The sequence below is a fragment of the Polaribacter sp. L3A8 genome (assembly GCF_009796785.1).
GTDB lineage: Bacteria > Bacteroidota > Bacteroidia > Flavobacteriales > Flavobacteriaceae > Polaribacter.
The window spans coordinates 1,695,279-1,707,635 of the sequence record NZ_CP047026.1 but is presented as its reverse complement, the minus strand read 5'-3'; the positions used below and the strand labels follow the sequence as shown (position 1 = coordinate 1,707,635).

The 12,357-nt window shown below is 29.4% G+C and carries 10 protein-coding genes; 1 reads left to right on the top strand and 9 read right to left on the bottom strand.

Annotated features, from left to right (window positions below):
* Positions 1-129: 129 nt before the first annotated feature.
* The gene (locus GQR92_RS06835) at positions 130-1,098 is read right to left on the bottom strand and encodes a hypothetical protein (RefSeq protein WP_158838400.1); all 969 of its coding nucleotides are present in this window, start codon (positions 1,096-1,098) and stop codon (positions 130-132) included.
* A gap of 238 nt (positions 1,099-1,336) precedes the next feature.
* Here GQR92_RS06835 and GQR92_RS06830 point away from each other — a divergent pair, with 238 nt between their 5' ends.
* Complete coding sequence (locus GQR92_RS06830; protein WP_158838399.1) at positions 1,337-1,837, top strand: DinB family protein; 501 nt, start codon at positions 1,337-1,339, stop codon at positions 1,835-1,837.
* Here GQR92_RS06830 and GQR92_RS06825 read toward each other — a convergent pair.
* From GQR92_RS06825 to GQR92_RS06790, 8 genes are all read right to left on the bottom strand, one after another.
* Positions 1,834-2,835 carry a DUF6695 family protein gene (locus tag GQR92_RS06825; protein ID WP_158838398.1) on the bottom strand — a complete coding sequence of 334 codons (1,002 nt, stop codon included), beginning with the start codon at positions 2,833-2,835 and terminating at the stop codon, positions 1,834-1,836. The genes GQR92_RS06830 and GQR92_RS06825 overlap by 4 nt on opposite strands.
* The gene (locus tag GQR92_RS06820) at positions 2,835-3,077 is read right to left on the bottom strand and encodes a DUF6095 family protein (protein WP_158838397.1); all 243 of its coding nucleotides are present in this window, start codon (positions 3,075-3,077) and stop codon (positions 2,835-2,837) included. The genes GQR92_RS06825 and GQR92_RS06820 overlap by 1 nt, the downstream gene beginning before the upstream one ends.
* Positions 3,074-3,886, bottom strand: a complete 813-nt coding sequence (murQ, locus tag GQR92_RS06815; RefSeq protein WP_158838396.1) for an N-acetylmuramic acid 6-phosphate etherase — start codon at positions 3,884-3,886, stop codon at positions 3,074-3,076. Before murQ ends, GQR92_RS06820 begins: the two co-directional genes overlap by 4 nt.
* 181 nt (positions 3,887-4,067) lie before the next feature.
* On the bottom strand, positions 4,068-4,898 hold the full coding sequence (locus GQR92_RS06810; RefSeq protein ID WP_158838395.1) for a DUF4249 family protein: 831 nt from the start codon (positions 4,896-4,898) through the stop codon (positions 4,068-4,070).
* A gap of 4 nt (positions 4,899-4,902) precedes the next feature.
* On the bottom strand, positions 4,903-7,281 hold the full coding sequence (locus GQR92_RS06805) for a TonB-dependent receptor (protein WP_158838394.1): 2,379 nt from the start codon (positions 7,279-7,281) through the stop codon (positions 4,903-4,905).
* Between the two features lie 161 nt (positions 7,282-7,442).
* On the bottom strand, positions 7,443-9,668 hold the full coding sequence (locus tag GQR92_RS06800) for an NADP-dependent isocitrate dehydrogenase (protein ID WP_158838393.1): 2,226 nt from the start codon (positions 9,666-9,668) through the stop codon (positions 7,443-7,445).
* A 723-nt stretch (positions 9,669-10,391) separates the two neighbouring features.
* The gene (gene rplS / locus GQR92_RS06795) at positions 10,392-10,742 is read right to left on the bottom strand and encodes a 50S ribosomal protein L19 (RefSeq protein ID WP_158838392.1); all 351 of its coding nucleotides are present in this window, start codon (positions 10,740-10,742) and stop codon (positions 10,392-10,394) included.
* Positions 10,743-10,853: 111 nt separating this feature from the next.
* Positions 10,854-12,332 carry a glycosyltransferase family 39 protein gene (locus GQR92_RS06790; RefSeq protein ID WP_158838391.1) on the bottom strand — a complete coding sequence of 493 codons (1,479 nt, stop codon included), beginning with the start codon at positions 12,330-12,332 and terminating at the stop codon, positions 10,854-10,856.
* Between the last annotated feature and the right edge of the window lie 25 nt (positions 12,333-12,357).

The following is a 12,357-nucleotide window of genomic DNA, read 5'->3' as shown; positions in this document are numbered from 1 at the left end:
AAGAAATGAGGCTTTTAACTTCTCCTTTTTCTATCACAATGAATTTGTTAACTGTTATTTACATTTAAATAAATATAGTGCAAGTTAAAAAAAAACTTCTGGTAGTGTACGCGTATAAATACCTGTTTTTTAATTTCTTCTATTACTTGTAGGTCTTTTTACTTTTTTTGTTTTATCAACAGTACTTTTAGTTGTAGGTTTTCTACTAGAACTACTGTTCGAGTTTCTTTTTTCTGAAGTTCTTTTACCTTTAATCACCTTAGTAGGTCTTTTAGTTGAGGTGTTGTTACTTCTTCTATCTATTGTCTTGTTTTTTTTATTTACAGTAGTAGGCCTTCTATAAGTGGTATTATCTGTTCTTTTTCCTGTTAATGTTTTTCTCTTTGTGTTTGTTGTACTAGGTCTTCTATACGTTGTAATACTTCTTCTTGCAGTTGGTTTTTTATGTAAAATAGTAGCAACTGCCTTTTTTCTTCTTACTATTTTACTTCTGTTGCCAATTTTAGCATGCGGATTTGCTCTATAGTAATAATAGTTTTTGTCTTCTCTAATTTTAGAATAATTTCTAGAAAAATCTCTGTGAGAAAAATAAGAATTATTATAGTCAAAAACATCACCAATATTAAGATTAATTCTAAGACCGTTATAGCTGTAATAATTGTCTTTTACATTTCCGTAAAAATTAGGATTTCCCCAAGCATCATATCTCACTTTTAAACGACCAACATCCGTTAATTTACCTCTATGGTATCTCATATAAACGTTTCCAATTCTGGTTACATTTCCGTAGTTATCATAGTTTACAGAAGAGTTTCCAATTCTTTCAATTCTACCTCTGTAATCTCTAAAAATGCGTATGTTAGTTTCTCTTCTTACACGATTTCCGTTGTAATCATAATAAGAATCATTATAATGTGTATTAAAATCAAATTCACCATTGGTAAAAATATAAAACTCAACACCACGTTCTTCAAAATTTACTGAGTTTTCGTATGCGTAATTATATCCAATGCTGTTTGGTAATTTTTTGCTGTTTGTTGCTTCGACTGTTGACGTTATTAGGAACAATCCTAATACTATAAGTAAACCTTTTTTCATAATATATGGTTTTAGGGTTTTGCCTACTCTAATATACTTTTCGGCTATCGTATTTGATTAAGATATATTCAAACAACGTGCCATAAAATTAAAAGAATGCTATATTAGTTTGTGATAAATAAAATAATTAGTTTTATTTACCTGATTATTAGTTAGTTAAAAATATTTTAGCATTAATAGTTAAGAACTCGTAAATTTGATGCTGTTTTAACGACCTAAAGTACCAAACAGATAATTTATGATTGAAGCTATTGAGCAAAATTTACAAAGAGGAATTCAACTATTAAAAAATATTTCTGACGAACAATATTCAAACAAAACAGTAGCACCTTACAATTCGAGTATTGGTTGCCACATGCGTCATGTTTTAGATGTTTTTTCTTGTCTTTTAAAAGGACTTGATTCTAAATGTGTCGATTTTTCTATAAGAGAACGAAATGAATGTGCAGAAAAAGAAACACGTGTAGGAATCCAATACTTTGAATCTGTAATTCATCAACTTAAAAAAATTAAGGAAGAAGATTTTAATACCGTTATTAAAGTTTCTGACGATATGGGCTTGGGTAAAGTAACAGCTAATTATACGCTGGCTGCAGTGTTAATGCAAGCACAAAGCCATGCAACGCATCATTATGCAAGTATTGGGTATCTTATTTATCAATTAGATATCGAGTTACCAAATGCAGATTTTGGTTACAACCCAACTACGCCTAAAAAAGGGATGTGTTTAAAGAATTAATAAAGCCTTTTTAAATGGTATGTTTTATCTTTTTGTTGAATAAAAACTTCTTTACAGTTTGTAGGATGCATAAATTGATGTGCTGTTAACGGATTAAAACATGTTTTATTAATAGAGAATATATCTTCAAAATCTTTTTTGCCATCCGCAGTATATCTCGTAATTCTATATTTTGTAGTATTTATTTGTTCTTCTACTTTAAACCAAGCACCACTTCCAATTCCGCCTAACCAAGTTCCGTTTTTAAGTTCAAAAACCTTTTTATTTGGCAGTTCTGTACCAATTAAATTAGGCTCTCCTTCAAATTTATTTAAAAAGGAAGTTCTATATTCTTTAATAATAGATCTGTTCTTATAGGTTGTAATTTCTTGTTTGTAGATGTTATAAATAATATTGTTTGTATTGCCTTTAATTACGTTTCCTATTGGACTTGGCGTTAATAAGTTAGACTTTTTTAACAGCTTATTAATTTTTCTATTTGTGGATGATTCAATAATAGTATCCGTTACAAATCTCGCACAATTGGTGCCATTTTTAATAAAAGCGCCATAAGGAATTTCCTTTTCATCAATTAATTTATGAATATAGTTATAAGCCTTGTTAAAGTCAATTTCAGTGTGAATACTAGCAACCAATCTACCATCTCCATGCGTTTTTTCTGGATGGTTTTCTATCCAAAGTAAAATTTCTTTAAGGTTGATTAAATTTCCTTTCTCAAATTTTGCTTTTATAGAAATAGCAACATCTGGATCTATTTCTTTAGACCGAACCCTACCATTTCCGTAGCTTGTAATATAGCGTCCAAAATCAAAATAATTAATTTCAGAACTCTCTTTTTTAATCAATAATAAAGCAGCATGACCAGCTTGTACCGCATGTTTTCCGCCAATACCAATCATAGGCCAAAAGTTACTTAAGGTTTCCCAATAAGCGGGTCTTACAATAGTGTCTGGGTAGGATAGAATTACTATAATTCCGTCGGTAGTTTGTATGCTCATTAATTATTAAAGATAGCTTTTAGTAAAATGTTAAAGGTTTTAAAAGCGAAGTAAATAGTAAAAATAATTAAAATAGCTGCAAACACTAAAAGTAGATATGATATATACTCTTGTGGTGTATCTTTAAACTTTTTTAAAGCCTTAAACCCCATTGTAAGTGTTATAGGCGAAGCAATAAAAAGAAAAATTAAAAGACCTAAATACTTTAAACCTTTTCCTAATAAATCTAAATTAGTACTCATTTTTTATAGTTTGTAATTGCGTTTCTAACATTACCGAATTTAACTAACAACTCACTTGCTTCAGATACGTCGATATTTAATTCTTTAGCTAACATTTTTTGTCCTCTTTCTACTAATTTCTTATTAGAAAGCTGCATGTCTACCATTTTATTGCCTTTAATTTTTCCTAATTGAATCATTGTAGCGGTAGAAAGCATGTTTAAAACTAGCTTTTGTGCTGTTCCTGCTTTCATTCTAGAGCTTCCTGTAACAAATTCTGGTCCCACAACAACTTCTATTGGAAATTGAGAAACCTGCCCTAAAGGACTGTTTTTATTGCAAGCAATACAACCTGTAATAATGTTGTTTTTATTACATTCTTCTAAAGCTGCAATAACATACGGCGTTGTGCCCGATGCAGCAATACCCACAACAACATCTTTATTAGTAATATTATGTTTTTGCAAATCTAGCCAACCTTGGTTGGTAGAATCTTCTGCAAATTCAACGGCTTTTCTAATAGCAATATCTCCACCTGCAATAATAGCCACAACAAGTTCATGCGGTACGCCAAAAGTTGGCGGACATTCAGAGGCATCTACAACACCTAATCTACCAGAAGTACCAGCTCCTAAATAAAACAATCTTCCGCCATTTTGTAATTTTATTACAAGCTGTTTTGTTAAAGCCTCAATTTGTGGTAAAGCCTTTTCTACTGCAAAAGGCACTGTTTTATCTTCGTTATTAATGTTGCTTAATAATTCTTTTACAGTCATTTTTTCTAAATGATTGTAGTTAGAATCTTGCTCTGTTGTTCTTATAAAAGTCATTGTCCAAAAATACAGAATTCTAGTTTATACTCAATTATTTTTGGGCGTTTTAACGGGCTTTACACTGTATCTTTTTCTTCTGTTCTCGATACAAATTTTTCATTCTTCAAAATTCACTCGAACTGACAGAAAAAGGATGCCGTTTCAATCCCTAACGCATAGATTCGTTAAAAATTAAATTTTAGTTTTTTTCAACCAAGTCTATGGTATAAGTGTCTGTTTCTGAAATATGAAAATAGCCTAAAGGGAAATTAATTTCATTCGTTGTATTAATCATATTTCCTAAAAGAGATGAGGGAATAGATTGAAAAGGGCCACCGCCTCCTTGACCACTTTGACTGCTTAAAACTTCGAAATACGTATAATACTCTTTTGTAATACCAGACATTTTAATGGTTGTGGTGGTTGGTAATTCAATATCATCTTCTTGATAGAAAAAAGAAAAATTATAATCAGATCCATTAAAAAAACGATCATCAATTGATAAAAATAAACTTCTATCAAAATTAAATAAATAGTAATTTTCTACGATAGGTTCATCTTTAAAAGTTACTTTTAATTCAGTTTCTTCACCAGAGAATAAGGTTTCATCTCCCTGAACAACACTTGTAAGTGGTGTTGATTTTACCTTGGTTGCTTTGCCTTTATAAGTTTCATTATTATAAATTACCGTTAATTCATACTGAATGTCATCCGCAGGAATAAACGAAAATAATGGTTTGTAATTTCCATCTAAGTTGTTGTCATAAAAATTAATTACTGTATTGTTAGATAGGTTTGTTACAAAGACAATTGCATTGGTAACTTTAGGGATTTCTTCATCAAAATAATCTGTAGACAAACTTAACCTTACAATAGTACTTGCAGTAACTGGGCTTTTATCAAATAAAACATCAAAAGAAGCGTCTATAATTAATTTTGGTTCAATTGAAGGAACGTTAATATCTACCACTTTTTCACAATTAGCAAAAAGTAATACCATTAAAACAGAAAGTATATATATCTTTTTCATCAATCTAAAATTTAAAATTATAAGTAACAGAAGGCACTAGACCGAAAATAGAAGTTTGTATGGCTTCGTTTTTGTAGGTTTCTCTATTTTGTGTAAAGTTGATAGAAGCTGCATTTTGACGACCATATAAATTATAAATTCCAAACACCCATTCTCCTTGCCATTTTCTATTTTTATTTTTTTCTGGTGTTAAAGTTGCAGAAACATCTAATCTATGATACGTAGGTAGTCTATCTGCATTTCTTCTATTATCATCATAAATAGGTACATTTAAACCTTGCACTTTATATTGACCAACGGGGTAATTTGTAGGTTGCCCAGTTTGAAAAACAAAATTTGTATTGAATTTCCATTTCTCATTTAACTCATAACTAGCATTTATAGAAAAATCGTGTGTTTTATCATACGGAGTATTATACCATTGACCACTGTTAATTCCTGGCTCATCAGCCGTTCTACCTTGTGTTAATTGTTCTGACCTAGATAATGTGTAAGCAAGCCAACCATTTAGTTTTCCAGAATTCTTTTTTAATAGAAGTTCTAAACCGTAAGCTCTAGATTTTCCATTTAAAATTACAGTTTCAATTTCATTATTGGCAATTAAATTAGCGCCATTTATATAATCGATTCTATTTTGAATGTCTTTATAAAAAACTTCGGTTTCTATTGAATAATCTCCTCCTTTTAAAGATTTAAAATAACCAATAGCATATTGATCTAACAATTGAGGTTTAATATATTTTCCACTTGGTGTCCAAACATCTAATGGAGTAGGAGATGACGTGTTAGATAACAGGTGTAAGTACTGTGCCATTCTATTATAACTGGCTTTTACAGAGGTATTATCATCTAAAGTGTAAGACATAGAAACTCTTGGTTCTAAGTTGTTAAAACTACTTATTGCATCACTTCTTTTAAACGATTCTGTACCAATAGCTTCTGCAGATTCATATTTTTTAAATTCGCTATTATAAATTACAGCTTCATCATTGTTGTAGATATTTAATTCATCTTGCCCCAATCTTGTAAAGTTGCTGTACCGAATTCCGTATTGCAATCTCAGTTTGTCGTTTATTTTGTGTTCTGCATCTATATAAGCGGCAAATTCGTTGGCATATTTATCAATTAATTTTTCAGGTACAATTCCAGAATCATCTCTGTTAGGAATAATTTCTCCAGGATTAAATTTGTTGTAGATATTGTTAATCCCATAACTCAGTTTTATTTTATTGTTAAGGTAGTGCTTAAAATCGTATTTAAGATTGTAATTGGTGATACCAGAGTTCCATTCGAAACCAACAAAATCTAAGGTTAATCCGTAGAAATAATCAGAATAAATTAAAGACAAATTAGAGAATAATTTATCAGAAAAAAGATGATTCCAACGTAAGTTACCTACTTTGTTTCCGTAGGTATTTACAAAGTTATCACTAATACCAAAAACGTCTTTACCAAAATATCCAGAAAAGAAAATGCTATTTCTATCGTTAATACGGTAGTTTACTTTTGTGTTTAAATCGTAAAAATAAGCGGTGTTGTCATTATCAAATAACGGTAAAAATAAATGTGCATAAGAAGATCTACCACCAATTAAAAAAGAAACTTTTTCTTTTTTTATAGGACCTTCAATTAATAACCTAGAGGATACTAGACCAATACCACCGGTAACATTAAATTCTTTACTGTTTCCTTCTTTTTGATAAATGTCTAAAACGGATGATAATCTTCCTCCGTATTTTGCAGGAATTCCTCCTTTGTATAATTTTACATCTTTGATAACATCAGGGTTAAAAATAGAGAAAAATCCAAATAAATGAGAAGAATTAAAAACAATTGCTTCATCTAATAAAATTAAATTTTGGTCTGCAGCGCCACCTCTAACATTAAAGCCAGAAGCTCCTTCACCAGCACTTGTAACACCTGGTAATAGAATTAAAGATTTAATAATATCTGCTTCTCCTAAAACAACAGGTATTTGTTTTATGGTTGCAGATGTAAGTCTGTTTACGCTCATTTGTGGCGTTCTAACATTTAGGTTTTCTACATTCCCTTCTATCACAATTTCATTTAAACTTTCAGCTTCCTCTTTTAATTTGAAGTTTTTAGTTCCTTTTTCTTTAAAGTTAAGAGTTTCAATAATGGTAGTGTAGCCTAAGTAACTTACTTGTACTTTATAGGTGCCTTCTGGGAAAGTTACAGAATAGAATCCGTACTCATTGGTTGTAGTACCTGTGTTTAATTCAGGAAAGTATATAGAAACTCCAATTAAAGTTTCATTATTACTATCATCATAAATAGTACCACTTACTGTGTATTTTTCTTGACTAAAGGCTGTAAAGCTTAGTAAGAAGACTAAAAAGAGTAATTTTTTAAAACGAAACATTCTGTTTAATGATTTAGTTTATAATTTAAACAAAAATACAATACTAATGTTTAATATAATGTAACGTAAATGAGTTTTTTATATTACTATTATAAATAAAAAAAAAGTCGATGTTTTTAACATCGACTTTTTTAAAAATTATTAATTATTTAGAGTAAAAACTATATAGAATTTAAAATAATATTTAAAGTAGCGTTAGGTCTCATTGCTGCATCTGCTAAGTTTTCGTTAGGTAAATAATAACCATCTACGTCTACTGAGTTTCCTTGATTTTCATTTAATTCTGCAACAATGCTTTTTTCATTGTTTTTTAATTCTGTAGCAACTTTAGTAAAAATAGCTTTTAGTTCAGCATCTTTGTCTTGATTTGCTAAACCTTCTGCCCAATACATTGCTAAGTAAAAATGGCTTCCTCTGTTATCTAATTCCCCCACTTTTCTAGAAGGAGATTTATCATTAACTAAGAATTTGTCTGTAGCATCGTCTAAAGTTTCTGCTAGTACCAAAGCTTTAGCGTTGTTGTTAGCAGTACCTAAATGTTCTAAAGAAACAGCTAATGCTAAAAATTCTCCTAAAGAATCCCAACGTAAATGATTTTCTTCTAAGAATTGTTGTACATGTTTTGGAGCAGAACCACCTGCACCTGTTTCAAACAATCCTCCACCATTCATTAATGGAACTATTGATAACATTTTTGCAGAAGTACCAACTTCTAAAATAGGAAATAAATCTGTTAAATAATCACGTAATACGTTACCAGAAACAGAAATAGTATCTTCTCCTTTAACGATTCTCTCTAAAGTAAATTCAGTAGCTTTTATTGGTGATAAAATTCTAATATCTAAACCATCAGTATTATGCTCTGGTAAATATTTTTTTACTTTTTTAATAATTTCAGCATCATGAGCTCTGTTTTTGTCTAACCAGAAAACAGCAGGAGTTTCAGAAGCTCTTGCTCTTGTAACTGCTAATTTAATCCAATCTTGAATTGGTAAATCTTTTGCTTGACACATTCTCCAGATATCTCCTTCTTCTACAGTGTGTTCTAAAAGAGTTTTTCCAGTAGCATCTACAACAGTTACTTTCCCTGCAGAAGCTATTTCAAAAGTTTTATCATGAGAACCATATTCTTCTGCTTTTTGAGCCATTAAACCAACATTAGGAACAGTTCCCATAGTTGTAGGATCGAAAGCACCATGTTTTTTACAGAAATTTATAGTTGCAGAGTAAATACCTGCATAAGCACTATCTGGAATAATTGCTTTGGTGTCTTGTAATTTTCCATCAGAATTATACATTTGACCAGAAGTTCTAATCATAGCAGGCATAGAAGCATCTATAATTATATCTGATGGTACATGTAAATTAGTAATTCCTTTATCAGAATTTACCATTGCTAATTCTGGTCCGTGATCTATAGCGTATCTTATTTCTTGTCTAATTTCGTCACGCTTTTCTTTAGGTAACTCATTTAATTTAGAAAGTAGGTTTCCTAAACCATTGTTTACGTCTGCACCAATTTTCTTAAAAGTTTTTCCATGCTTTTTAAATAAATCAGCAAAATATACACGAACAGCATGACCAAAAATGATAGGATCACTTACCTTCATCATCGTTGCTTTCATATGTAAAGAAAACAATACATTTTTATCTAAAGAATCTTCATATTGTTCTTCTAAGAATTCTATTAATGCCTTTTTACTCATTACAGTAGCATCAATAATTTCACCATCTAAAAGAGCTAAATTTTCTTTTAAAACAGTTTTAGTTCCTTTTTCTGAAGTATGAATAATATTTACTGAAGTTGCATTTTTTACAGTTACAGATTTTTCGTTATTAGCAAAATCTCCTTCTGTCATTGTTGCAACATGCGTTTTAGAATCTGCAGCCCATGCTCCCATAGAATGTGGGTTTTTACGAGCATAATTCTTTATAGCTTTAGGTGCTCTTCTGTCAGAATTACCTTCACGTAACACTGGGTTTACAGCAGAACCTTTTACTTTGTTATATAAAGCTAATACAGCTTTGTCTTCATCAGTTTTAATTTCTTCAGGATAATTTGGTAGTGCAAATCCTTTTTCTTGTAATTCTGATATAGCTTCTTTTAGTTGAGGTACAGAAGCACTTATGTTTGGTAATTTAATAATGTTTGCTTCTGGATTTTTTGCAAAATCACCCAAAAAAGCTAAAGCATCTTCTACTTTTTGCTCTGGGGTTAAATAAGCTGAAAAATTAGCAAGTATCCTCGAAGATAATGAGATGTCTTTTACTTCAATTTCTATGTTAGAAGATTTTGTAAAAGCTTTTACGATTGGTAAGAAAGAGCGTGTTGCTAAAGCAGGTGCTTCATCAGTTTTTGTATATACAATTTTAGCTATTTTACTCATTTTGAGATATTATTTTAGAAATTATTTTTTTTTAAACGAAATGCTTTTCGTAAAAAAGTAGAACAAATTTATGAATTAAAAGCGATACTTTTGTTGATTAATTATTATTAATTAGGTTATTTTAATGAGTTATTAATAATAAAAGAAGTGAATTGGTATGAATGTTAGTTTTATACAAAATAAAAGCCATATCATACAATTTCTTGTAGTGATATGGCTTCTTCGAAATAGTATTTTTATATTATTTGTGTTATTACAAGATTAAATAAAAGTTATCCTTTTAGTTGCCTTAATAATAATAGAAACGGAATACTATTTCAGTTTTTGAAACATCCTTAATTTTAATCAAGCATTCTACTTTTTCAAAATTTTTATTAATGTTTCAGTTGTTGTCATTAAAAATAAAACTTTTCAATATTTGTATTATTTTCATAATTTACTTTGAGATTCTATTTTATTAATTAAAATAAAATGGAAAATTTCAAGTTCATTTTTTTTTGATCAACAATAATATATAAAGAACGTTACTTTATGTATTTACATGTAATTTGATAGTTAACTTGTAAATTATTACTTAAATATACATATATTATATGGATAAAGTTGTTTTTTAACAAAATATGTTGTTAACATGCTATTAACTGTAGTTCTAAACATTTGTTAACTAAAAAAAAGCGTTGTGATTTCTCACAACGCTTTTTTAATACTTTTATATAAAAGAAATTATCTTCTTTTTTCAGTAATTCTAGCTTTTTTACCAGTAAGACCTCTAAAGTAGAAAATACGAGCTCTACGTACTTTACCTCTTTTGTTAACTTCAATTTTTTGAATAGAAGGTAAGTTTACAGGAAAAATTCTTTCTACACCTACAGTACCAGACATTTTTCTGATTGTAAATGTTTCAGATGCTGCAATTCCTCTTCTTTGAATAACTACACCTCTAAAAAACTGAGTACGTACTTTTTCTCCCTCTTTAATTTCGTAATAAACAGTGATGGTATCACCTGCTGCAAATTCTGCAAATTCTTTTCTTGCTACAAATTCGTCTTGTACAAATTTTACTAAAGATTCCATATCTTTTAATTTAATTGGTTTTGTAAAGCAACGTTCACGATTTCTTCGTCAGAGGTTAATTTAGCGTTTGCAAAAGTAATCATTATTTTTTATTGATAAAATTAATAATCATTATTTTTTTGCCTGATAGTTAGTGCAATAATAGACCCAAAATTTACGAGACTCTTTACCGTTAATTTTTATAATGATAGGTGCTAATTCGGTAACTTCTTTAAAATAAGTATCTAATAATGGATTGTGATTTCCGTTTTTATCGTTGTTTTTAAAACGCTTATCCGAGTCTATAAATAAAGCGTTTTTAGTGTTTAAAGTTGATAAATCATCACCTAGATAATCAAAATGTAATGCAGGTAAACCGATAATGTTTTGTGCATACACTTTTTCATCCATAAAAAAGTTTAAACAAGCAGATGTTTTATAATTGTCATCAGAAAAAACAAAAGTATTTGGGTGTGTCTCTTGTAGTTTTTTTGTTTCTAAAGCCAATTCTTTCCAACCAACCCAAGTGTCGTCACTCTTAATAGGTACTAAATAAAATAAAATTTGTAAACTAAAAAGTACATGAAAAACGATTGAAATAATAACTTGAATCTTCAATAATTTCTTATTGATAAACATACCCGCTAAAATGATTCCGGTAATGTAAGAAGGCATCATCCAATTTAATTTTACCCAATAAATAGGAGTAAGGCTAAAAAATCCAACGAAAGTTGGGATAAAAAAGGCTAATAAAAATAATGTTTTTGCTGTTGGGAGTTTAAATTTTAATAAGGCTCTTTTTATATATTTATAGGTAAACGTGATAAAGACTAAAAATAAAACAGGTACTAATAAAAACATTTGATGACCAATAGCGCCAAAGAAGTTTTTAGGAGATATTTTAAATTCTGAAATAGAATTTGTTCTGTCTGATGATTGAAACATAAATGATGCAAAGTCATTTTGGTAGTTCCAATACCAAACCGGAAATGTAACTGCAGCAGAAATAATTAAAGAAATCCAAACCCAAGGAGATAGTAATAGTTTTCTGTATTTGTTAGAAAATACTAGAAATGCAATTAGTCCTATTTGTAGTAATAATGCTGTGTATTTACTGTCAAACGCCAGTCCCATTGCAATTCCGCCTAAAATCCAAAACCACTTTTTTTCTTCAAAAATTGCTTTGTACAAACAAATTAAACTCAGTGTCCAGAATAATAATAACGGAACATCTGGAGTAGAATTAAAGGATAAAATGGAAACAAAAATGGTTGAAGCTAATAAAACAATGGCTCTTTGTAGTTTTTGTTTTGATAAAAAATAAGAAGCTAGTTTATAAAAACTGAATATGGTTAACGAGGTTATTACAAAATCGGCAAATTTTATGGTAAAAATAGAGTGTCCAAAAATTTCTGTAAAGATTCTTAAAATGTATCCAATCATTCCTGGATGATCAAAATAAGAAAGCGATAAATTTTGTCCGTATAAATAATAATACGCATCTTGAGGCATTAACCCCATAAATGGGAGTAATAGCAATCTAAATAATTGAAATCCTAAAACCCAAGAAATGGCTTTGTTGTTTTTTATAAATGTTTTTATTGTATTCAAAGTTTTGCGTTCTGAAATTTATACT

Excerpts from the sequence above, each read along its gene's own strand:
- GQR92_RS06835 (WP_158838400.1), bottom strand. The coding sequence starts at position 1,098 with ATGAAAAAAGGTTTACTTATAGTATTAGGATTGTTCCTAATAACGTCA.
- GQR92_RS06830 (WP_158838399.1), top strand. The coding sequence starts at position 1,337 with ATGATTGAAGCTATTGAGCAAAATTTACAAAGAGGAATTCAACTATTA.
- GQR92_RS06825 (WP_158838398.1), bottom strand. The coding sequence starts at position 2,835 with ATGAGCATACAAACTACCGACGGAATTATAGTAATTCTATCCTACCCA.
- GQR92_RS06820 (WP_158838397.1), bottom strand. The coding sequence starts at position 3,077 with ATGAGTACTAATTTAGATTTATTAGGAAAAGGTTTAAAGTATTTAGGT.
- murQ (WP_158838396.1), bottom strand. The coding sequence starts at position 3,886 with ATGACTTTTATAAGAACAACAGAGCAAGATTCTAACTACAATCATTTA.
- GQR92_RS06810 (WP_158838395.1), bottom strand. The coding sequence starts at position 4,898 with ATGAAAAAGATATATATACTTTCTGTTTTAATGGTATTACTTTTTGCT.
- GQR92_RS06805 (WP_158838394.1), bottom strand. The coding sequence starts at position 7,281 with ATGTTTCGTTTTAAAAAATTACTCTTTTTAGTCTTCTTACTAAGCTTT.
- GQR92_RS06800 (WP_158838393.1), bottom strand. The coding sequence starts at position 9,668 with ATGAGTAAAATAGCTAAAATTGTATATACAAAAACTGATGAAGCACCT.
- rplS (WP_158838392.1), bottom strand. The coding sequence starts at position 10,742 with ATGGAATCTTTAGTAAAATTTGTACAAGACGAATTTGTAGCAAGAAAA.